Origin of the sequence: Blastococcus jejuensis, from assembly GCF_039534705.1 — a bacterium.
GTDB lineage: Bacteria > Actinomycetota > Actinomycetes > Mycobacteriales > Geodermatophilaceae > Blastococcus_B > Blastococcus_B jejuensis.
The window spans coordinates 65,448-87,976 of sequence record NZ_BAAAVV010000009.1; the positions used below are offsets into that span (position 1 = coordinate 65,448).

At 73.5% G+C, this 22,529-nt stretch carries 19 protein-coding genes; 11 read left to right on the forward strand and 8 right to left on the reverse strand.

All coding sequences use genetic code 11. From position 1 onward, the window contains the following. Positions 1–4: 4 nt before the first annotated feature. The 9 genes from ABD644_RS17225 to ABD644_RS17265 all read left to right on the forward strand — a co-directional run bounded on the left by ABD644_RS17225 (position 5) and on the right by ABD644_RS17265 (position 12,401). A complete protein-coding gene (locus ABD644_RS17225; protein WP_344690226.1) occupies positions 5–481 on the forward strand; it encodes an NUDIX hydrolase in 477 nt (158 codons plus the stop codon). Beyond that, positions 478–2,829 carry a DUF6049 family protein gene (locus ABD644_RS17230; RefSeq protein ID WP_344690227.1) on the forward strand — a complete coding sequence of 784 codons (2,352 nt, stop codon included), beginning with the start codon at positions 478–480 and terminating at the stop codon, positions 2,827–2,829. Before ABD644_RS17225 ends, ABD644_RS17230 begins: the two co-directional genes overlap by 4 nt. After that, a complete protein-coding gene (gene murJ / locus ABD644_RS17235; protein ID WP_344690228.1) occupies positions 2,826–4,799 on the forward strand; it encodes a murein biosynthesis integral membrane protein MurJ in 1,974 nt (657 codons plus the stop codon). Before ABD644_RS17230 ends, murJ begins: the two co-directional genes overlap by 4 nt. Positions 4,800–4,876: 77 nt before the next feature. Next, positions 4,877–6,766: a hypothetical protein gene (locus tag ABD644_RS17240; RefSeq protein ID WP_344690229.1), complete on the forward strand. Its 1,890-nt coding sequence runs from the start codon at positions 4,877–4,879 to the stop codon at positions 6,764–6,766. Between the two features lie 83 nt (positions 6,767–6,849). After that, complete coding sequence (gene trxB / locus ABD644_RS17245) at positions 6,850–7,869, forward strand: thioredoxin-disulfide reductase (RefSeq protein ID WP_425547464.1); 1,020 nt, start codon at positions 6,850–6,852, stop codon at positions 7,867–7,869. Positions 7,870–7,988: 119 nt separating this feature from the next. Next, complete coding sequence (gene trxA / locus ABD644_RS17250; RefSeq protein ID WP_344690230.1) at positions 7,989–8,315, forward strand: thioredoxin; 327 nt, start codon at positions 7,989–7,991, stop codon at positions 8,313–8,315. 192 nt (positions 8,316–8,507) lie between these two features. Next, positions 8,508–9,605 carry an N-acetylmuramoyl-L-alanine amidase gene (locus ABD644_RS17255; protein WP_344690231.1) on the forward strand — a complete coding sequence of 366 codons (1,098 nt, stop codon included), beginning with the start codon at positions 8,508–8,510 and terminating at the stop codon, positions 9,603–9,605. Between the two features lie 373 nt (positions 9,606–9,978). Continuing rightward, entirely contained in the window at positions 9,979–11,409 is a 1,431-nt protein-coding gene (locus ABD644_RS17260; RefSeq protein ID WP_344690232.1) for an aminotransferase-like domain-containing protein, read from the forward strand. Then, positions 11,406–12,401 (forward strand): D-alanine--D-alanine ligase family protein, encoded by a 996-nt coding sequence (locus ABD644_RS17265; RefSeq protein WP_344690233.1) that lies wholly within the window; start codon positions 11,406–11,408, stop codon positions 12,399–12,401. Before ABD644_RS17260 ends, ABD644_RS17265 begins: the two co-directional genes overlap by 4 nt. Before the next feature lie 78 nt (positions 12,402–12,479). Here the strand turns inward: ABD644_RS17265 and ABD644_RS17270 are convergent, their stop codons facing one another. The 8 genes from ABD644_RS17270 to rpmH form a co-directional block, all read right to left on the reverse strand. Next, entirely contained in the window at positions 12,480–13,553 is a 1,074-nt protein-coding gene (locus ABD644_RS17270; protein ID WP_344690234.1) for a ParB/RepB/Spo0J family partition protein, read from the reverse strand. A gap of 25 nt (positions 13,554–13,578) precedes the next feature. Next, positions 13,579–14,652, reverse strand: coding sequence for a ParA family protein (locus ABD644_RS17275; RefSeq protein WP_344690235.1), 1,074 nt, complete (start codon positions 14,650–14,652; stop codon positions 13,579–13,581). 115 nt (positions 14,653–14,767) lie between these two features. Further along, positions 14,768–15,463, reverse strand: coding sequence for a 16S rRNA (guanine(527)-N(7))-methyltransferase RsmG (locus tag ABD644_RS17280; protein WP_344690236.1), 696 nt, complete (start codon positions 15,461–15,463; stop codon positions 14,768–14,770). Beyond that, complete coding sequence (locus ABD644_RS17285; protein WP_344690238.1) at positions 15,460–16,113, reverse strand: Jag family protein; 654 nt, start codon at positions 16,111–16,113, stop codon at positions 15,460–15,462. Before ABD644_RS17285 ends, ABD644_RS17280 begins: the two co-directional genes overlap by 4 nt. A 90-nt stretch (positions 16,114–16,203) precedes the next feature. Continuing rightward, on the reverse strand, positions 16,204–17,244 hold the full coding sequence (gene yidC / locus ABD644_RS17290) for a membrane protein insertase YidC (RefSeq protein ID WP_344690239.1): 1,041 nt from the start codon (positions 17,242–17,244) through the stop codon (positions 16,204–16,206). Beyond that, positions 17,237–17,566: a membrane protein insertion efficiency factor YidD gene (yidD, locus tag ABD644_RS17295; RefSeq protein ID WP_344690240.1), complete on the reverse strand. Its 330-nt coding sequence runs from the start codon at positions 17,564–17,566 to the stop codon at positions 17,237–17,239. Before yidD ends, yidC begins: the two co-directional genes overlap by 8 nt. After that, positions 17,563–17,976, reverse strand: a complete 414-nt coding sequence (gene rnpA / locus ABD644_RS17300) for a ribonuclease P protein component (protein ID WP_344690241.1) — start codon at positions 17,974–17,976, stop codon at positions 17,563–17,565. The genes yidD and rnpA overlap by 4 nt, the downstream gene beginning before the upstream one ends. Position 17,977: 1 nt before the next feature. Continuing rightward, positions 17,978–18,115, reverse strand: a complete 138-nt coding sequence (gene rpmH / locus ABD644_RS17305; protein ID WP_040338882.1) for a 50S ribosomal protein L34 — start codon at positions 18,113–18,115, stop codon at positions 17,978–17,980. 645 nt (positions 18,116–18,760) lie between these two features. Between rpmH and dnaA the strand changes: the two genes are divergently transcribed. After that, positions 18,761–20,530: a chromosomal replication initiator protein DnaA gene (gene dnaA, locus ABD644_RS17310; protein ID WP_344690245.1), complete on the forward strand. Its 1,770-nt coding sequence runs from the start codon at positions 18,761–18,763 to the stop codon at positions 20,528–20,530. An 803-nt stretch (positions 20,531–21,333) separates the two neighbouring features. Then, positions 21,334–22,491 (forward strand): DNA polymerase III subunit beta, encoded by a 1,158-nt coding sequence (dnaN, locus tag ABD644_RS17315; protein ID WP_344690246.1) that lies wholly within the window; start codon positions 21,334–21,336, stop codon positions 22,489–22,491. Positions 22,492–22,529: the final 38 nt, after the last annotated feature.

The following is a 22,529-nucleotide window of genomic DNA, read 5'->3' on the forward strand; positions in this document are numbered from 1 at the left end:
GGGCATGGCTGGGACGGGCGGACGTGGACGCCCCGGCCGCCGGCTGCGCCGGGTCGACGAGACCTCCGCCGGGGGCCTGGTGGTGGCCGACGACCCTGTGACCGGGCCCCGCGCTGCCCTGATCGGCCGCACCGACCGTCGTGGCCGCCTTCTCTGGTCCCTCCCGAAGGGGCACATCGAGGAGGGGGAGACCCCGGAGGACACCGCCGTCCGCGAGGTGGCCGAGGAGACCGGGATCATCGGCGAGGTCGTCGCCCCGCTCGGCATCATCGACTTCTGGTTCGTCGCCGACGGGCGCCGCGTGCACAAGACCGTGCACCACTTCCTGCTCCGCGCGATCGGAGGCGCCCTCTCCGACGCCGACATCGAGGTGACCGAGGTCGCCTGGGTGCCCCTCGACGAGCTGAGCGGCCGTCTGGCCTACGCCGACGAGCGGGCACTGGTCGAGCGCGCGCCCGCACTGCTGGCCGACACGGCGTGACCCGGACGGCGCTGCTCCGCGCCGCCGTCGCCCCCCTGCTCGCCACGGCGCTCGGTGTCGCGGCGCTCGGTCCGGCCGTGTCCGTCGCCGCGGCGTCCCCGCTCGTGCCGGTGCTCGCCGCGCCGAGCGATGACGACGCCACCGACCCCGACCGGCCGGTCCGCATCGATGTCGGCCGGTTCGAGCCGCGCACGCTGACCCCCGGCCAGACGGTCCGGGTGACCGGGACGCTGACCAACTCCACCGACTCGACGATCACCGACCTCGGCATGCGGCTCCAGCGGGGCGAGGTGATGCGGACGCGCGCCGAGCTGGCCGCCGCCGCCGCGGACCCCGACCCGGCAACCACCGTCCTGCCGGTGTTCGAGGAGCTCCCCGGCGAGCTCGAGCCCGGCGGCGAACTGGACTTCGACTACACGATCCCCTCGGCGGACCTGCAGCTGGTCACCGACGGCGTCTACCCGGTCCTGCTCAACGTCAACGGCACCGTCGACGGTGACCAGCGGCGGCGGGTCGGTGAACTGGCGACGTTCGTCATCCAGCAGTCCGTCCTCCCCGCCACCCCGACCACGGTCGCCTGGCTGTGGCCGGTGGTCGAGCGCACCCACCGCGACGCGAGCGGCGACTTCGTCGACGACGACCTGGCCGCCGTGGTCTCCGACGGCGGGCGGCTCGACCGCGCGCTGTCGGTGATCGAGCGCCTCCCCGACACGCCGGGCCCCGACGGCCGTCCGGTGCCCACCGTGCCGGTCACCCTGGCCATCGATCCGGCGCTCGTGGAGGAGCTCACCGTCATGGCCGCAGGCCCGTACGACGTCGGCGGCGAGGACGACGCCGGCACCGGCACGGACGCCGCCATCGCGTTCCTCGACCGGCTCCGGGAGCTCGCCGCCGATCACCCCGTCGTCGCGCTGCCCTACGGCGACGTCGATGCCGACGCGCTGGACGCCGCCGGCCTCACCGACGTGGTGCTCCGCAGCCTGCCCGGACCCGTGCCGGCCGGCGAGGACGAGCCCGGCGACCCCACCGGGGAGGCAGCGCCCGGGGACGCCACCACGCCCCCCACTCCCACTCCCACTCCTGGCGCCGGCCAGGACGCCGCCGACGGGGTCACCTCGCCGGGGCCTGGTGCGCGGATCCTGACCGACGCACTCGAGGTCGAGCCACGGACCGATCTCGTCTGGCCGGCGGGCGGCACAGCGCGCACGGCGACGCTGGCGACGCTGCAGGCCCACGGGGTCACGCGGGCCGTCCTCGGCACCGACGGGCTCACCGGAGGGGCGCGCGCCGCGGGCGTCGACGGCACGACCGCCACGGTCCGGAGCCAGGTGACCACCCCGGGCGGGCCGCTCGACGTGCTGGTGGCCGACAGCACGCTCGGCGGGGTCGCCGGCGAGGCGGAGCACACGCCCGGCGGGGCCCGCCTGGCCGAGCAGCGCTACCTGGCTGAGCTGGCCCTGATCACCCTGCAGGCCCCGCTCGGTGCGACGCCGACGGTCCTCGTCGCCCCGCCGCGCGACATCGACGCCGGACCCGACGGCGCCGGCGCGATGCTGGGCGACACCGCGGGCCTGGCGTGGCTGCGGCCGGGCACCGTCGCCGGCCTCGCCGCCGGGACGCCCGCCGATGCGGGCGAGGTGGCCGAGCCCAGGGACGCCGTCCTGCTCGACCCCGCCGGTCTCGGCGACGTCACCGACGCGGTCGCCACCCGCGACGACCTCGCCGCCGCCGTCGTCGGCGACGCGGACGCCGCCCTGCAGGCCTACGACTCCGGCGTGGCACGGGCCACCTCCGTCGCGTGGCGCGACGACCCCGAGGGGTTCCGCGAAGCGGCACGGGACGTCCGATCCACCATGGACCGGCTCCGCTCGAGGGTGACCCTGCTCGCGCCCGCCGACGGGACGTACAGCCTGGCGTCGAGCGACGCCCCGCTGGTGCTCACCGTGAACAACGAGCTGCCCTTCACCGTCCAGGTGCTGCTGGAACTGCGCGTCCGCGGCAACCGGGGCCTGTCGATCGGCGACATCGGCCCGCAGATCCTCGCCCCCGGGGAGCGGACGACGCTGCAGGTGCCCACACAGGTCCGGCAGTCCGGCGGGTTCGCCGTCAGCGCCACGCTGACGACCCCCAGCGGCGGTCCGCTCGGTTCCCGCGTGGACCTGCAGGTGAAGAGCACCGCGTACGGGCCGATCTCGCTGATCATCACGATCGGGGCGGCCGCGCTGCTCGGGCTGCTGTTCCTCCGCCGTCTCGTCCTGTTCGTCCTCCGCCGGCGCCGCGCCGCCGCCGCGGGCCCCGCAGCCGAGGACACCGTCGTGGCCCAGCCGCCGACCCGGAGCCCGGTGTGACCGCCGACGACGAGGTGCGGCCCGACCGCCTCCCGGCACCGCCACCCCCGCCGCGGCCGGCCCCGACGCCTCGGCGGGATCTCCCGCCGCCGCCCTACCGGGCCGCGCCGCCGCCCTCCGCACCGTTCCCGGGGCCGGACGACGCCGCGCCGCCGGCACCACCACCCGCCGCCGAGGCACAGGAGGTCACGCCCGCCCGGCCGTTGCCGCCGATCCCGCCACCGGCAGCGCGCCGGCAGTGGGTGCCGGCCGCCGCCGACGACACCCAGGTGATGACGTCCCTCCCGCCGGTGCCCACGCAGGCGCCCGGGGAGCCCGGGGGGTCCGGGGACGACGTCGCAGCGCGCGAGGGCGCTCCCGGGGCCAGCCGGAACATCCTGCGCGCCGCCGGGACCATGGCGGTCGCGACGCTGGTCTCCCGGATCACCGGGCTGCTGCGCACGATGGTGCTGGTCGCCGCGATCGGCGTCACCCTGGTCGGCGACGCCTACAACACGGCGAACACGCTGCCCAACATCGTCTACGAGCTGCTGCTCGGCGGCGTCCTGACCTCGGTCATCGTGCCGCTGCTGGTGCACGCCCAGGAGCGCGACCGCGACGGCGGGGCCGGGTACGCCCAGCGCCTGGCCACCCTCGCGACGGCCGCCCTGGTGGCGGTGACCCTGCTCGCGGTGCTGGTCGCACCACTGCTGACCCGGCTCTACGGGATCAGCGACGACCCCGAGCAGGTCGACCTGGCCAACTGGCTGGCCCGGATCCTGCTGGTCGAGATCGTGTTCTACGGCATCGGCGCGCTCGCCCAGGCGATCCTCAACTCGCGAGACGTGTTCGGCCCGCCGGCCTGGGCCCCGGTCCTCAACAACGTCGTGGTCATCCTCACCGGGCTGCTGTTCATCGCCGCCTCCGGCCCGGGGGAGCTCACGCCGGCGACCATCACCCCGGGCCAGGTCTGGCTGCTGGGCCTCGGCACCACGCTCGGCATCGCCGTCCAGGCGCTGGTGCTGCTCCCGCTGCTGCGCCGGGCCGGGGTGCCGCTCCGGCCGCGGTGGGGGCTGAAGAACACCGGGCTGCGCGAGGCCGGGACGCTCTCGCTCTGGGTGATCGGCTACGTGGCGGTGAGCCAGATCGGCGTCGTCGTCGCGATGCGGATCGCGAACGAGGCGGGACGGCAGGGCGGCCTGGGCTCGCTCGCCTTCGCCAACGCGAGCCTGCTGTTCCAGATGCCCTACGGGATCATCGGGGTGGCCCTGCTGACCGCCCTGGTGCCGCGGATGAGCCGCGCCGCGGCCCGGCACGACGTCCCCGGCGTCGTCGACGACCTGTCCCTCGGCACCAGGCTCTCCGCACTCGGCCTGCTGCCGGTCACCGCCGCGCTGGTCGTGCTGGGGCCGGCCCTGGGCATCCTCGCGTTCGCGCGGGGCGCGACGTCGGCGGAGCAGGCCGAAGGCATCGGCACGGCACTGGCCGTCGGGGCGTTCGGCCTGCTGCCCATGGCGGTGACCCTGCTCCAGCTGCGGGTCTTCTACGCCATGAAGGACGCCCGGACGCCGACCCTGATCCAGCTGGGCATGGTGGCCGTCCGGGTGCCGCTGCTGATCGCCGTCCCGGCGGTCGTGGAGCCGCGCCACGTCGTCGCCGGACTGATGCTGGCCACCAGCATCACCTATCTGGCCGGCTGGGCGATCGGCGACCTCGCGCTGCGCAAGCGGCTGGGCGGCCTCCGCGGCCGCGAGACCTTCGGACCGGTCGGGCGGATGGCCCTGGCCTCGATCGTGGCGGGGCTGGTGGGGTGGTTGGTGGTGAGACTCACCGACGACCTGCTCGGCACGTCCACCGCAGGGTCGCTCGTGACGGTGCTGGTCGGTACCGTGGTCATCGGCGGCGCGGCTCTCGCAGGTCTCGTGGTCACCCGTGTCCCCGAGATCAGGGAGCCCCTGGCCGCGGTCAGGTCCCGATCGGGGCGCGGATGACCGGGGAACCCGAGCACGCATCCACGCCGGAGCGCTCGCGCCGGCGGCTGGACCAGGACAGGGGGTCGACAGTGTCGATGACGTCGACGACCACCGGCCTCCCCGACCGCTACCGGCCACTGGACCAGGTGGGTCCCGACGAACCGACTCCCACGGGCGTCATCCGCTGCTGGCGGGCCAAGGACCGCGTCCTCAACCGCGACGTCGCCATCCGCGTGCACACCCCGGCCGGCCCCGCCGCGCACGCCTGGATCACCCGGGCGCTGACCGCCGGCGGCCTGGCCACCCCGGCACTCGCGATGGTCTACGACGCCTCCGAGGGCACCGGCGACCCGACCACCCCCGGGGGCGCCGCCTACGTCGTCAACGAGTGGATCGACGGCGAGACGCTGACCGAGCGGCTGGCCCGCGGACCGCTGCCCGAGCGGGACGTCCGCACGGTGCTCCGCCGCCTGGCCGAGGGCGTCGCCGAGGCCCACCGGGTCGGGCTGGCCGTCGGCGGCCTGACCACCGACAACGTCGTCCTCCGGCCCAACGGCCTCGTCGGCCTGCGGGCCGTGCCCGCGGCCACCGGCACCGTCGACGGCGACGTCGCGGCGCTGGGCTCGCTGCTCGAGGCCTGCCTCACCGGGCTGCCCTCCGGCGACGGCGAGCAGCCCCGCCCGCTCACCGGCTCCTCCGACCTGCTCGCGCTGGTCCGCCGCGCGCGCTCCACCGAGCCGGGCCAGGCCATCACCAGCGTCGCCGCGATGGTGGCCCTGCTGAAGGAGCGCCCGCGTTCGGCCATGTCTGTCTCGACCCAGCCGCAGCGCGCCCCCGAGGAGAGCGAGGGCGGCTGGCGACGCCGGATCCGCGACCGCCGCACCGCCGCGGCCGCCTCCGGTGGGCAGCTCGCCGCGACCGTCGCCGGGACGCCCGAGGCCGGCAGCGCCCCCGAGGCGGCGCCCGAGCGCCGGGACCCGCAGACCCTGCCGCCCGTCCCGCCGGTGCGGCCGGTCGGGGCGACCGGGCAGCCCCTGCCACCGGCGGCCCTCGGCGGCGACACCATCGACGCGTCCACCGTCGCCCCACGGGCCGGCGCCTACGCCGCCCCGACGGCCGTTCCGCCGTCCGGCCCGCCCCGGCACTCCGCGGACGCCGACGAGGACGCCTCCGCGTCCGGTCGCGACACCGGTGACGACGACCGCTACTCCCGCTACGACTTCCGGGATGACGACGACCGGTACGACGAGGAGCCCTTCGGCGTCCTCAGCGACGACGAGGTCGACGAGTACCGCAGCGGCCCGTACACCGACGCGGGGCCGATCACCGAGGAGTCCGACGTCACGACCCCTCGCCGGCGCCTGCTCGTGGTGGGGCTGCCGGTGCTGGCGCTGGTCGTCGTCATCGCCCTCGCGTGGTGGATCGGCACCACCGTGCTGTCGGTGACCGGTTCGGTCGACGACAACGTCGGCTCGACGCCGACGGGCGGCGGGGTCACCAGCAGCGCCCCTGCGGAGGAGCAGCCCGTGGCCGCCGGCGACCCGGTGCAGATCGCCGAGGCCGCGGTCTTCGACCCGTTCGGCGACGGTGAGCCGGAGAACGACTCCGATGTGCCGCAGTCCTTCGACGGCGACCCGGCGACCAGCTGGACGACGCTGACCTACCGCGGCTCACCGGCCTTCGGCAACCTGAAGCCTGGCGTGGGCGTGCTCTACGACCTCGGGTCCGAGCAGTCGCTCGCCGGCGTCACCGTCACCTCCGCCACGTCGGGTGCCACGGTCGAGATCCGCACCGGCGACTCCGCCGACGGTCAGCTCGACAGCTACGCCACCGCGGGATCGGGCACGATCGAGGGCACCACGGAGTTCGCCTTCGACGAGGCCACCACCGCCCGCTACGTGCTGGTCTGGGTGACCGGGCTCGTGGAGGGCGGGGACGGGTTCTCCGCCGACCTCGCCGAGGTCGAGGTGCTGTCGGCCGGCTGAGCCCGCCGAACCCCGGGCCGGGCGGACCCCCGAGCCGGGGGGACGACCTGACGGCGGGGAATGCCGCCCCTACGATCGGGGTTGTGCCGCCCGTGACAGACCACCCGACCCCCGGCCCCGCGGTGACGACGGAGGAGATCTCCGATCCGGCCATCCCGCCCGCCGAGCACGACGGCGTCCGTGACCTGATCATCATCGGCTCGGGTCCCGCCGGCTACACCGCCGCCGTCTACGCCGCGCGCGCGAACCTGCACCCCCTGGTGTTCGAGGGCTCGCAGTTCGGTGGCGCGCTGATGACCACCACCGAGGTCGAGAACTTCCCCGGCTTCCGCGACGGCATCCAGGGTCCCGCCCTCATGGACGAGATGCGCACCCAGGCGGAGCGCTTCGGCGCCGAGCTCGTCCCGCGCGACGTCTCCGAGGTCGACCTCACCGCCGAGCCGAAGATCGTCAAAGTCGGCGACGAGGTGCACCGCGCCCACGCCGTCATCGTGGCCACCGGCTCGAAGTACCGGTACCTGGGCCTGGACAACGAGGCGCGGCTGCTCGGCCGCGGCGTCTCGGCCTGCGCCACCTGCGACGGGTTCTTCTTCCGCGACCAGGACATCGTGGTCGTCGGGGGCGGCGACTCCGCGATGGAGGAGGCCACCTTCCTCACCCGATTCGCCAAGAGCGTGACCGTCGTGCACCGGCGGGCGGAGCTGCGCGCCTCGAAGATCATGCAGAAGCGCGCCCAGGACAACGAGAAGATCCGCTGGGCACTGGGCAAGCAGGTCACCGACGTGCTCGGCGAGACCACCGTCGACGGAGTGGAGCTCACCGACCTCGCCTCGGGCACGACCGAGACCCTGCCGGTGACGGGCGTGTTCGTCGCGATCGGTCACGACCCCCGCAGCGAGCTCTTCGCCGGCCAGCTCAAGCTCGACGACTCCGGCTACATCCAGGTCGAGCACCCGACCACCCGCACCAACATCGACGGCGTGTTCGCCTGCGGTGACGTCGTCGACCACATCTACCGCCAGGCCATCACCTCGGCCGGTACGGGTGCGGCGGCCGCGATCGACGCCGAGCGCTGGCTCGCCGAGACCTTCGACGAGCGCTGAAGAAGGAACCCGTGCCCTCCCCGCGACGGGGAAGGGCCCTGGGCATACATCGACCGCCCGACCGGTTGAACCGAGCAGGTCACACCGAGCAGCCAGAACCCCCGAGGGAGAGCGTTTCCATGGCAGGCAACACCGTGAAGGTCACCGACTCCAGCTTCGCGAGCGACGTGCTGGGCAGTGACAAGCCCGTCCTCGTCGACTTCTGGGCGGAGTGGTGCGGCCCGTGCAAGATGGTCGCTCCCGTGCTCGAGGAGATCGCCGCCGAGCACGGCGACAAGCTCACGATCGCGAAGCTGAACATCGACGAGAACCCGCAGATCGCCCGCGACTACCAGGTCATGTCGATCCCGACCATGACCGTCTTCCAGGGTGGCAAGCCCGTGAAGAGCATCATCGGCGCCAAGCCGAAGGGCGCGATCCTCAACGACCTCGCCGACTTCATCTGAAAGGACCTCCCTGCCCCTGCAGGGAGCCCGTCCTAGGACGTCCCGTTGGGCCCATCCGTCTCCCCAGGCGGGTGGGCCCTCGGCGTCGCTGGACCCCGATGGGCCGGAACGGGGAGAGGGGACGACAATCGGCGCACGATGGGAACCGACAGCCGCATGCAGCCCCTGAGGGTGGGGGACCGGGGTCCGGCGGTGGCCGACGTCCAGGTCTCCCTGCGCATCCTCGGCCTGCTGCCCGACGACGTCCCGATGACCGAGGGCGAGAGCCTGGAGTCCGCCGAGTTCGACGACGCGACAGAGGTCGCCGTCCGCCACTTCCAGCAGGTCCGCGGGCTCTCCGTCGACGGCCGGGTGGGCGAGGAGACCTACCGGGCGCTGTCGGAGGCCCGCTGGTCGCTGGGCGACCGGCTGCTCCGCTACGACCCCGAACGGCCCATGCGGGGCGACGATGTCACCAGCCTGCAGGAGCGGCTGCTGGAGCTCGGCTACGACGCCGGCCGGGCCGACGGCATCCTCGGCCCCGAGACCGAGCTGGGCCTGCGGGCCTTCCAGCGCGACTACGGCCTCACCTCGGACGGCACCTGCGGGCCGGCCACGCTGCGGGCCCTGCGCCAGCTGGGCCGCAAGGTCACCGGCGGCCGCCCCCAGCTGCTGCGGCAGAGCGCGTCGCTCGTCGACAGCGGCCCGCACCTGATCGGACGGCGGATCGTCGTCGACCCGGGTCACGGAGGTGAGGAGGCGGGATTCACCCAGGGCGAGACCACGGAGGCCGACCTGGTGTTCGACCTGGCCTCCCGCATCGAGGGCCGGCTCGCGGCCGCCGGCGCGATGGTCTTCCTGACCCGGGGCCGGGACCAGAACCCGTCCCTGGCCGAGCGCACCGCCTTCGCCAACGACGCCCGCGCCGACCTGTTCGTCTCGCTGCACCTGGACTCCCACGGCTCGGAGCACGCCCGCGGGGTGGCCAGCTACTACTACGGCACCGGCTCGGGCGTCTCCTCCACCGTCGGGGAGCAGTTCGCCAACCTGGCCCGCCGCGAGGTGATCGCCCGCACCGGCATGCTCGACCTCGGCTCGCACCCCAAGACGTGGGACCTGCTCCGGATGACCCGCATGCCGGCGGTCCGCCTCGACTGCGGCTACCTCTCGCATCCCGTCGACCGGCTGCTACTGCTCGACGCCCGGCTGCGCAGCGCCATCGCGCACGCCGTCCTCGCCGCCGTCCAGCGCCTCTACCTCCCGGCCGAGGCCGATCCGCCCACCGGGACGTTCGTGCTCCCGGCTATTTGATCTGTCGTCCTCCGGACGACACCGCCACCAACGGCCGTTCCCCAGCTGCGCTGAGCCCCTCCTGTCGCGCCTGCGCGAACCCCTCCGGGGCCCACTCGGCACGACAACCTCGCAGGGCGGCTCACGACCGCCAACCGCCGTTCCCCAGCTGCGCTGAGCCCCTCCTGTCGCGCCTTCGGGACCCCTCCGGGGCCCACTCGGCACGACACCTCGCAGGGCGGCTCACCGCCACCAACGGCCGCCCCCCAGCCGCGCTGAGCCCCTGTTGCCGCGCCTGCGCGGACCCCTCCGGGGCCCACTCGGCACGGCACCTCGCAGGGCGGCGGCCGGTGTCGTCGGGGAACGGCGAGGTGGCCTGCCTACACTCGTCAAGGTGGCCCCCACCCCGTCCGGCCCTTCCGCCGGTTCCGGTCAGAGCGGGACGCACCTGACCCACGGTGCGCATCCCCACGTCGTGCCGCGCCATCCGCGGCTGGACCCGCTGGCCGACCGGTACGCAGCACGCACGCACGGGATGAAGACCTCGGAGATCCGCGCCCTCTTCTCCGTCGTCAGCCGGCCCGAGGTGGTCTCGCTGGCCGGCGGCATGCCCGCGGTCACCGCCCTGCCCCTGGACGCCGTCGGCTCGATGATCGGCGAACTCGTCTCCGGCATGGGCGCGCAGACCCTGCAGTACGGCTCCGGCCAGGGCGATCCCCGCCTGCGCGAACGGATCTGCGACGTGATGGCGCTGGAGGGCATCACCGACGCCTCGCCCAGCGAGGTCGTCGTGACGGTCGGCTCCCAGCAGGGCCTGGACCTGGTCACCCGGGTGTTCGTCGACCCGGGCGACGTCATCCTCGCCGAGGGCCCGTCGTACGTGGGCGCCCTCGGCGTCTTCCAAGCCGCGCAGGCCCGCGTCCGGCACGTCGCGATGGACGACCACGGGTTGATCCCGGAGGCGTTGGAGGAAGCGCTCGCCGACTGTCGCGCCAACGGCGACCGGGTGAAGTTCCTCTACACGGTGCCCAACTTCCACAACCCCGCCGGCGTGACGCTCTCCGAGCCCCGCCGCGAGGCGATCATCGCCCTCGCCGAGAAGCACGACCTGCTGATCATCGAGGACAACCCCTACGGCCTGCTCGGCTTCGAGCACGAGCCCCTGCGCGCCCTGCGGGCCCGCAACAACCAGCGGGTCATCTACCTCGGCTCCTTCTCCAAGACCTTCTCCCCGGGTCTGCGGGTCGGGTGGGTGCTCGCGCCGCTCGCCGTCCGCGAGAAGCTGGTCCTGGCCACCGAGGCGCAGGTCCTCTGCCCGCCGTCGCTCACCCAGTACGCCGTGGCCCGGTACCTGGACACCCAGCCGTGGCGGGAGCAGATCAAGCTGTTCACCGAGCTGTACCGCGAGCGGCGGGACGCGGCCCTGGAGTCGCTGGCGGCCCTCATGCCGGCAGGCACCGCGTGGACCCGGCCGGAGGGCGGTTTCTACGTCTGGCTGAAGCTGCCCCACGGGCTCGACGCCAAGCTGATGCAGCCGCGCGCGGTGAACTCCCTCGTGGCGTACGTGCCCGGCATCGGGTTCTTCGCCGACGGCAACGGCCGCGAGTACATGCGGCTGTCCTACTGCTTCCCGGAGCCCGACCAGATCCGCGAGGGGGTCCGGAGACTGGCCCGGGTGATCGAGGCCGAGCTGGAACTGCACTCCACCTTCGACGCGGTCGACACCGGTACCTTCCGGGCGATCGGGCGGCCGGGGGCCGGGCACGAGGCCGAGACGATCGTGGGCCCGGCCAACAGCGACCGATACGAGGACGGGCGGGAATGACCGAAGCAGCCGCACCCGCGAGCGCCCACGGCACCGAGCCGCACCCGCTGCGCGCGGTCGTGCTGGCCGGCGGACTCACGTTCGAGCGCGAGGTCAGCCTGTCGTCGGGCACCCAGGTGTGGGAGGAGCTGGTCCGGGCCGGCGTCGACGCCGAGATCCGCGACGCCGACGCCGACCTCCTGCCCGGGCTGGCCGCCTCGCCCGCCGACGCGGTCTTCATCGCCCTGCACGGCGCGACGGGGGAGGACGGCGCCCTCCGGGCGGTCCTCGACCTGGCCGGGGTGCCCTACGTCGGTTCCCCGGCAGCGGCCTGCCGGCTGGCCTGGGACAAGCCCGCCGCGAAGTCCGTCGTCCGCTCGGCCGGACTCATGACCCCGGACTGGGTCGCGCTCCCGCACAGCACGTTCCGCGAACTGGGAGCCGGAGCGGTCCTCGACCTGATGGTGGCCCGGCTCGGTCTCCCGCTGATGGTGAAGCCGGCCTCGGGCGGGTCGGCGCTGGGCGTGCAGAAGGTCAGCCGCCTCGAGGAGCTCCCCGCGGCGATGGTCAGCTGCTTCGCCTACGGCGACACCGTGATGGTCGAGCGGTTCGTCGAGGGTGTCGAGCTGGCGCTGTCGGTGATCGACCTCGGCGACGGCCCGCAGGCCCTGCCGGCTGTCGAGATCGTCCCCGAGTCGGGCGTCTTCGACTACACGTCCCGCTACACGCCCGGTCTGACCGAGTACCACGTCCCGGCCCGCATCCCCGAGGACGTCGCCGCGCGAGCAGCCGCACTCGCCGTCCAAGTGCACGAGGAGCTCGGCCTCGCCGACCTGTCCCGGACCGACGCGATCGTCACCCCCGACGGGGAGGTCCACTTCCTCGAGGTGAACGTCTCCCCGGGGCTCACCGAGACGTCGATGTTCCCCATGGCGGTCGAGACGGCCGGCTACGAGCTCGGCGAGGTACTGGCCCGCCTGCTCGCCCGCCGGGAAGCGAGCACCGCCGGCTGAGGCCCCGCGCTGCTGATCGACATCCCGACCTGACTTCGTCAGTGACGAAATCAGGTCGGGTGCTTGCGGGCGGGCCCGTCAGGCCTCGGGACGACGTCCGGTGATCTCCGGCGCCATGACGCCGATGATGCGCTGCAGGTCGTCGACCGATCCGAACTCGACGACGATGCGTCCCTTGGCCCGCCCGATCTGGATCTTCACCTTGGTCTCGAACCGGTCCGACAGTCGCGAGCCCAGCTCCTCGACCCCGGGCGCGGAGATCCGCCGCGTCCGGCGCTTGGCCGTCGGCTGCTCGGCGGCGGCCATCGCGACGGCCTCCTCGGTCGCCCGGACCGACATGCCCTCCGCGACGATCCGCGTGGCCAGCGCGTCCTGCGCCTCGGCGTCCTGCAGTCCGAGCAGGGCCCGGGCGTGCCCGGCCGAGATGACGCCGGCGGCGACCCGGGTCTGCACCTTCACCGGCAGCTTCATGAGCCGGATCGTGTTCGTCACCTGCGAGCGGCTGCGGCCGATGCGGCTGGCCAGCTCCTCGTGGGTCGCGCCGAACTCCTCCAGCAGCTGCTGGTAGGCCGCGGCCTCCTCGAGCGGGTTGAGCTGCACCCGGTGGATGTTCTCCAGCAGCGCGTCGCGCAGCAGGGCGTCGTCGGTCGTGTCCCGGACGATCGCCGGCACGGTCTCCAGGTCTGCGGCCCGGGCGGCCCGCAGTCGCCGCTCACCCATGATCAGCTCGTAGCCGACCCGCCCGTCGTCGAGAACCCGCTCGCGCACGACGATCGGCTGCAGGAGGCCGAACTCGCGCACCGAGTGGGTGAGCTCGTCCAGCGCCTCGTCGTCGAAGACCTGCCGTGGCTGCTTCGGGTTCGGGACGACGTCGTCGACGGCAACCTCGAGCAGCCGGGCACCGGGCACGCCGACCGCGCCGTCCTCCACAGGCCGAGCGGCCGCCGGCGAGGCGGCCGGAGCCGGCTCGACCGGCGGAGGCACCAGGCTGACCGGCGACGGCGCCGGGGCGGCGGCCTCGCGCTCGTCGGCCGCCCCGTCCCGCGCGGGCTCGACCGACGCCGCGGGGGCAGCTGCAGGGGCCGGCTCCGGGGGTGGGCCGGTGGGGATCAGGGCCGCCAGACCACGCCCGAGACCGCCGCGCTTCGTCACTGGTCCTCCTTGGGGACGGTCGTGCTCACTGGCTCTCCCGCGTCGTGGCCGCGTCCGCGGTGGCGACGTCGGACATGACGGGATCGCTGACGCTCAGCGTCGCCACCGGTGCCGCGCTGACGCCCGCCGACGGGCGATCCAGCGGGCGCATGCTCACGCCGCGCTGGGCGAGCTCCCGGGCGGCCTCCACGTAGCTGGTCGAGCCTCGCGACCCGGGGTCGTAGGTGAGCACCGACTGGCCGTAGCCCGGCGCCTCGGAGACCCGGACGTTGCGGGGGATGACCGCCTGCAGCACGAGCTCGCCGAAGTGGTTGCGCACCTCGTCGGCGACCTGGTCGGCGAGCTTGGTCCGCCCGTCGTACATCGTCAGCAGGATGGTGCGGACGGCGATCCCTGGGTTCAGGTGGGCACGCACGAGGTCGATGTTGGAGAGCAGCTGACCCAGGCCCTCCAGTGCGTAGTACTCGCACTGGATCGGGATCAGCACCTCGTCGCCGGCGACCAGGGCGTTGAGCGTGAGCAGCCCCAGCGACGGCGGGCAGTCGATCAGCACGTAGTGCGGCCGCTCGTCCGGGGGCAGCGCGGAGATGTGCGCCTCGATCGCCCGCCGCAGCCGGTGCTCGCGGGCGACGACGGACACGAGCTCGATCTCCGCACCGGCGAGGTCGATCGTGGCCGGGACGCAGCGCAGCAGCGGGCTGGCGGTCGTCGGGTGGACCACCTCCGCCAGGGTGCTGTCGCCGACCAGGGCGTCGTAGACCGAGGGGGTGCCGACGGTGTGCTCGACACCGAGAGCCGTGCTGCAGTTGCCCTGCGGATCGAGGTCGATGACAAGGGTGCGGAGCCCGTAGAGGGCGAGCGCGACGCCGAGGTTCACCGTGGAGGTGGTCTTCCCGACGCCGCCCTTCTGGTTGGCGATCGTGATGACCCGGATGCGCCCGGGTGCGGGGAAGGGCTCCTGGTCGGCGGCGTGCAGCACGCGGGTGGCGCGCAGGGCTTCCATCGCGATCGGGCTGTCGAAATCCGCCAAGCCGTACGACGGACCGGATGACTGGTCGGCGGCGAGACTGCTCCGCAACCTCTCGCCCGGGTCGGTCATCGCGGGTCCCTCCTGCAGTGCACGGTGAATCATTGCCGTTCCACGTGAAACGGAGTCGGGTTGCTGTACCGGTTCCACGTGGAACAAGGTTCGTGTTCTCTCCGGGGAGAGGCCGTCACCGCGATCCACGCGTCATGACCACCACGGTAGTGGCAGCGTCGCCGAGCTCCGCACCGACAGCCCGGGTGTGCACGTCCCGCATGCCCGCGGCGGTCAGCTCGGCCACCATCCCGGGCAGCTCCTCGACCGCCTTCGCGCCGACGAGGGCGACCAGCTGGGCGCCCGGTCGCAGCAACCCGCGGCACCAGCCGACCAGCCGGGGGAGGGGGGCGACGGCCCGGGCGGTGACGACGTCGACCGGCCCGACCGCGCTCACCACCGCGCGGTCCTCCGCGCGCCCGCGGATCACCCGCCAGCGGCGGACGTCGACGCCTCCGCAGACGCCGGGCCCCCCGGCGAGGTCGCCGAGAGCCTCCTCCAGGAACTCCACGCGCCGCGCCATCGGTTCGACCAGCGTGAGCGTGACGTCGGCACGGGCCAGGGCGAGCGGGATGCCGGGCAGGCCGGCGCCGCTGCCCACGTCCACCACCCGTGCGCCTTGGGGCACGGCCTCCGCGACGGCCGCGCTGTTGAGGACGTGGCGCTCCCACAGTCGCGGCACCTCACGCGGCCCGATCAACCCCCGGACGACGCCGTCGCCGGCCAGCAGCGCGACGTAGCGCTCGGCCAGCGGCAGGGCGTCCCCGAAGACGGCCGCCGCCGCCGGGGGCGGCGGCGGTGCGGTCCCGGGGGTGGGCGCGGGGCGGGTCACTTGTCGGGCAGGACCACGACTCGGCGGTTCGGCTCCTCGCCCTCCGACTCGCTGTGCACGCCGGCGACCCCGGCGATGACGTCGTGCACGACCTTGCGCTCGAACGGGTTCATCGGGCTCAGCCGCTCGGGCTGGCCGCTCTGGGCGACCCGGCCGGCGGTCTCGGCGGCCAGCGAGGAGAGGTCGGCCCGGCGCTTGGCCCGGAAGCCGCCGACGTCGAGCATCAGCCGGCTGCGGACGCCGGTGGACTGGGCGACCGCGAGGCGGGTGAGCTCCTGCAGTGCCTCGAGGGTGGCCCCGTCGGGTCCGATCAGATCGTTCAGGCGGCCGCCGACGATCGCCACGGACGCGCGGTCGCCCTCGACGTCGAGGTCGATGTCGCCGTCCACGTCCAGGATGTCGAGCAGGCGCTCGAGGTAGTCACCGGCCACGTCGCCCTCGCGGACGAGCAGGTCGTCGGACGCATCCTCACCGTCCACCTCATCCGCCCCACCCGCCCCGGACTCACGACGCTCGACGAGGGAGTCGTCACTCGCCGCGTCGGCGGCGGGTACTGCGGGAGAGGCGGCGCCGGGGGGCGTCGCGCCCTCGGCGGCGGTTTCGTCACGTGACGGCGGGGCCTCGATGGACGGCTGCTGCGGGGCACTCACGGGGTTCCTCCAGATCGGAGCGGCGGCCGGGACGGGCCCGGTGGTCGTTGGCCGGCGGCGCCGGCGGGACGTCGCGCACGACGTCGGGGGTCAGCGGCGCTTGCGCTTGCCCCGGTTGGCCGGCGCGGAGCCGCTCTTCCCTCCCGGGGAGCGGCTGGCGGCGCCCTTGCCGGGGCTACCCGAGCCGTTGGACGACGTCGAGCCGGTGTCGGAGGGCACGTCCGACACGGCACCGTCGACGGGAGCCGGGCGGCCGGGCTTGGTACGGACCGGCTTGGCGCCCGGCTTGGGAGCCAGCGTCTTCGGGTCGATGGCCGGCTTGTCCGCGGCCGCCTTCGCCTTCGCGGCGGGGGACCCGGGCGGCGGCAGCTTGCGCAGGATGAAGAACTGCTGGCCGAGGGTCCACAGGTTGTTCGTCGTCCAGTACAGGAGGACGCCGATCGGGAAGAAGAAGCCGGTGACGAAGAGGCTCAGCGGCATGCCGTAGAGCAGCACCTTCTGGACCATCGCGGCCTGGCCCTCGACCGGCCCGGAGCGGCGCATGATCTGCTTCTGCGTGACGAAGGTCGTGATGCACATGACCACGATGAGGACGACCGCCACGACCCGGATGCCGCCGTAGGTGACGCCGTCGAGGCCGAGGATCGCCGCTTCCTTCGGCCCTGTCATGTTGAACGACGAGGAGATCGGCGCCCCGAACAGCTCGGCCTTGGCCGCCTGGTCGGTCAGCTCGTCGGACCAGCTGTAGAGCCCGTCCTTGCCAGGGGCCAGCCGGCGCAGGACGTGGAACAGCGACAGGAAGACCGGGATCTGCGGGAGGATCGGCAGGCAGCCGGCCAGCGGGTTGACCCCGCGCTCCTTCTGCAGGGCCATCATCGCCTGGCTCATGCCCTGGCGGTCACTGCCGTACTGCTTGCGCAGCTTCTGGATCTCCGGCTGCAGCTCCTGCATCGCCCGCTGCGACTTGATCTGCTTCACGAACAGCGGGAACAGAATCAGCCGGACCGTGACCACCAGGAACATGATCGACAGCGCCCACGTGATGCCGCCGGCGGGATCGAGGAAGGTGGAGAACAGCGCGTGCCACGCCTTCATCACGAAGGCGATCCCGGTGTACAGCCAGTCAAGCAACGGAGGGCTCCTCGTGCGGGGCCCGGCGCGAGGCGGCCGGGGTGGCTCGGTGGGTGGTCAGGTCGCCGGGAGCGCCGAGGTCGCGCTCGGTGCCGGGGACGAGGTCGACGCCGCCAGGGTGCCAGGGGGCGCACTTGACCAGCCGGCGGAGTGCGAGCCAGCTGCCCCGCCCGGCGCCGTGCCGGGTGATCGCCTCCGCGGCGTAGGCGCTGCACGTCGGGTAGAAGCGGCACCGCGGGGGCAGCGCGGGGCTGATCGCCCGGGAGTAGAAGGCGATGACGGCCAGCAGCGCCCGGCGCACGGGCCGGCGGGTGGTCGTCACGGGCCGGTCACCCGCTCGGGCAGCAGGCGGTCGAGACCGGCGTGGAGGTCGCGGTGCAGCACCGCCGACGGCGCCGTCGCCGCCTCGGGCCGCGCCCGGACCACGAGGTCGGCCGTGGGGGGCAGGCGGTGCAGCTCGGCGCCGACGACCGCCCGCAGCCGCCGGGTCACCCGGTGACGGACCACCGAGTTGCCCACGGCCTTGCCGACGACGAAACCGGCCCGGGCACCGGACGGCGACGCCGTCGCGGCACCTGTCGCCGACCGCGACGTCATGGGGATAGCGCCCAGCGGCTCGGGCCGGACGGGGAGGTAGTGGAGCACCATGGTCGGACGACCGGCACGCCGACCGGACCGGACGACCGCGGTGAACTCCGGACGCCGGCGCAGGCGTGCCTGCGCGGGCAACACCTCAGGCGGAGAGCTTCTCGCGACCCTTGCGGCGGCGACCGGCGAGGATCGCCCGGCCCGCGCGGGTGCGCATACGCAGCCGGAAGCCGTGGGTCTTGGACCGGCGGCGGTTGTTCGGCTGGAACGTGCGCTTGCTCACGAGGTACTCCCACTACACGACATCGACGGTGCACACCCATCGGCGGACGGGTGCGCGCAGGGAAGCCGGCGCGAACGGCGAACCGCTACGGCCCCGGCACCCCCGGAAGCTGGTTTCCTGCGGGCCGGATCGCGCACCGCACACCCCTGCACAGGGCAGGGGAGCGACCGGAACCGTCCACAGACTCCGACCAGCATAACCGAGGAGGGATGCCGGCCGGTGCCCGGCCGGATCCCGACCGCCCATGGTCCACCCGGGGACGCCGGCCCCGGCGGCGACGCGCCGCATCCGACTCGCCGTCCTCCCCTCGACGGACCTCGGTCATCGTTGCCGGGCTGTGGACGGGGCTGTTAGCGTCGCCGTCGCTCCGCGTTGGACGTCAGGGTCACAACGCGTGGGCCGACCCCGTCGGTCAGCCGACCGCCGTACTGCCCGATCTTCCGCCCGGAACGGCCTCTGACCAGCAACGATGCCGGTCACCGCCCCGCTGGGTGCGAAGCCGGCGCAGATCCTCGCCAGCCGTGCACAGCCTGTGGACAGCGATGTGGAACATGAGCGTGCGTGTATCCACAGTGGGGGGATCCGGCGGTGGACGCGCGCGTCCGGGAGCGGCCGGGGGACGAATGCAACGGGAGGACGAGTCGCATGGCCGATGCCACGCTGGACCTGGCCACGGTCTGGGACCAGATCCGTGAGCGACTGGCCACCAGCCTGTCCCCGCAGCAGAACGCGATGCTGAACCTCACCCGGCCGCTGGGCCTGGTGGAGGACACCGCCGTGCTGGCCGCGCCGAACGAGTTCACCCAGACCGTGCTCGAGTCGCGGATGCGCCGGGTGCTGGCCGAGGCGCTGTCCGAACGCTTCGGCCGTGACATCCGGGTCGCCGTCCAGATCGAGGACGCCCCCGCCGGGCCGGGCGAGGACGAGCGGAACGACGAGCCGATCCGCCGCCCGTGGTCGGCCGCCGAGGCCGCGTTGGAGGCTCGGCGGGCGGAGGAGGACCGGGCCACCCGTGACCGGGCCGACGACGGGCGCAGCGCGTTCGGCGTGCGCACCGACGCCGTCCGCACGCCGCCGTGGGACCGCGAGGGCGCCGAGCCCTCCCCCCGCGCCGAGAGCGAGCCGCGGGAGCTGCGCGCCGTCGACGCCCCGCCGGTGCACCGCCCCGTCGACCGGGGCGCCCCGGAGGACTGGAGCACCACGACCTGGGGAGGGGACCCCGCCGGCGGCATGTCCGGTGGCCGGGACTGGGGCGGCGCGGACGAGCGCTCGGCCGACGTCCTCCCCTTCGACGTCGACGCGGCGGGCGAACGGCGCGGGAACGGTGGCGCGGGCCCGGCGCGCGGACGCCGTCCCGAGGGTGGTCGCCCGGCCGGGCTCGACCCGGGTCTGAACCCCAAGTACGTCTTCGACAGTTTCGTCATCGGCAACAGCAACCGGTTCGCCCATGCCGCGGCCGTGGCGGTCGCCGAGGCGCCGGCGCGGGCGTACAACCCGCTGTTCATCTACGGCGAGTCGGGGCTGGGCAAGACCCACCTGCTGCACGCGATCGGGCACTACGCGGCGCGGATGTTCCCCAACGTCAAGGTGCGCTACGTCAGCACCGAGGAGTTCACCAACGAGTTCATCAACCTGGTGCACTCCGGCCGGGCCGAGGACTTCCGCCGTCGCTACCGGGACATCGACTTCCTGCTGATCGACGACATCCAGTTCCTCGAGCGGGCCGAGCGCACGCAGGAGGAGTTCTTCCACACGTTCAACACGCTGCACAACGCCAGCAAGCAGATCGTGATCACCTCCGACCGCGCGCCCAAGAAGCTCACGACGCTGGAGGACCGGCTGCGCACCCGCTTCGAGTGGGGCCTGATCACCGACGTCCAGGCGCCCGACCTCGAGACGCGCATCGCGATCCTGCGCAAGAAGGCGTGGGGCGAGCGGCTGCAGGTGCCCGACCCGGTGCTGGAGTTCATCGCCAGCAAGGTGCAGACCAACATCCGGGAGCTCGAGGGGGCCCTCATCCGGGTCACCGCGTTCGCCAGCCTCAACAAGCAGCAGGTCGACCTGCCGCTGGCCGAACTGGTGCTCAAGGACCTGATCAGCGACGAGCAGGGCCCGCAGATCACCGCGGCCATCATCATGGCGGCGACGGCCGAGTACTTCTCCGTGACGATGGAGGAGCTCCAGGGCAGCAACCGCAGCCGCACGCTGGTCAATGCGCGTCAGATCGCGATGTACCTGTGCCGGGAGCTCACCGAGCTGTCGCTGCCCCGCATCGGTGCGTCCTTCGGCGGCAAGGACCACACGACGGTCATGCACGCGGTCAAGAAGATCACCAACCTGATGAGCGAGCGCCGGGCCACGTACACCCAGGTCACCGAGCTCACCGCCCGGATCAAGAGCCGCGCCCGGCAGTGACGATGCCGGGGGAGTTATCCGTCGACTTGTCCACAGGTGTGGGCAGCCGATGGACACCACGCTCTCCCGGTGTCGCCGCGTAGTCGTCGCTGTCCGGACCGTGACCATGGTCGACACATCGAGAAGTTGTCCCCAGGAATGTGCACAGGTTGGGGAGATCTCGTGTCCGCCGGGTCACCGGAGGTCATCGGCCCCGCCGCCCGCCGCGGGTCGCACCTTCGCCGCACGCACCCGACTCCGGCCCGGAACGGGCATCTGACCTGCGCCGATACCGGAACCTGCCGATCCGGGACGCCACCGGCCGCCGCACGCCCGCGCCGCCCCACACCGGGTCCTGGGAATCCCTGGGGACGGGCGGGGGGCACGCAGGGGACAGGGGGTGGACGGTCGGCCGCCGCGGTGCACAACGGTCGAGTCATCCACATGTCGACAACAGGACACCGGTCACCGCCCCACAGCCGGCCAACAGCCCCATTCGACCGCTGACCTGCGCGAAGGGCCCCGATCCCCAGCTTCCACACCTGTGATGACGAAGATGAGGGAGTTATATCGAGGAATCCTTGAACCACACTCTGGGTGGGGATCGTGCGGTCAGAGGTGCTCCGGAGGCCCTGAGAGGCCATCGGCGGGGACGGGGTTTCCCCCCAGGGGCGGGCAACAGGCACGATGAGCACCGCACGACCGCCGGAGCCGCCAGGTGTCCGGCATCGCGCGCACAGGAGTGAAGGAGTTCCGCGGTCCACGGACGGCGCCCGTCGACGGCGTCTCCCCCGGGAGCGGACAGAGCATTGGTGGGTCGAGAGATGAAGTTCCGGGTGGCACGTGAGGTGCTCGCCGACGCCGTCGCCTGGACGGCGCGCAGCCTGCCGGCCCGGCCCTCGGTCCCGGTCCTGGCCGGGATCCTGCTCGAGGCCGAGGGCAGTTCGCTGTCGGTGTCCGGCTTCGACTACGAGGTCTCCGCCCGCGCGGAGGTCGACGTGCAGACCACCGAGAACGGCCGCGTCCTGGTGCCCGGGCGGCTGCTGGCCGAGATCACCCGGTCGCTGCCGCCGCACCCGGTCGACGTCACCGCCGAGGGGCCGCGACTGTCGATCACCTGCGGCAACGCCCGCTTCAGCCTGCCGACCCTGCCGGTCGAGGACTACCCGTCCCTGCCGTCGATGCCGTCGTCGGCCGGGATCGTCGACAGCGACGTGTTCGCCGAGGCGGTCGGGCAGGTCGCCGTCGCCGCGGGACGCGACGACACCCTGCCGATGCTCACCGGCGTCCGGCTGGAGATCGAGGACGACCTGATCACCCTGGCCGCGACCGACCGCTACCGCCTCGCCGTCCGCGAGTTCGCCTGGCGACCGGAATCCCCGGGCACCTCCGCCGCCGTCCTCGTGCCGGCGCGGACGCTGGCCGACGCCGCCAAGACGCTCACCAGCGGACCGGAGATCGTGCTGTCCCTGTCGTCGGGCAGCTCGGGTGAGGGCATCCTCGGGCTCTCCGGCAAGGACCGGCAGACCACCACCCGGCTGCTGGACGCCGAGTTCGTCAAGTACCGGGCGATCATGCCCAGCGAGTCGAACGCGCACGCGATCCTGCCGGTCGCGCTGTTCACCGACGCGGCCAAGCGCGTGGCCCTGGTCGCCGAGCGCGGCACGCCGCTGCGCTGCGAGTTCACCCCCGGCCAGGTCACCCTGCGGGCCGGCGGCACCGATGACGAGGGGCAGGCCGAGGAACGCTGCGACGTCGAGTTCGACGGCGAGCCGCTGACCATCGGCTTCAACCCGACGTTCCTGCTCGACGGCCTGGCCGCCGTGCACACCGAGCGGGCACGGATGGACTTCGTCAGCCCGCTCAAGCCGGCCGTGCTCTCCGGCGTCGAGGACCCGGGCACCGACGACCAGCCCACCGGGCCGGCCGAGCGGCCCGGCAGCTACCGCTACCTGATCATGCCGGTGCGCCTGCCGGGGTGAAACCCGCCAGTAGGCCGCTGTCGCACGTTGCAGCCGCG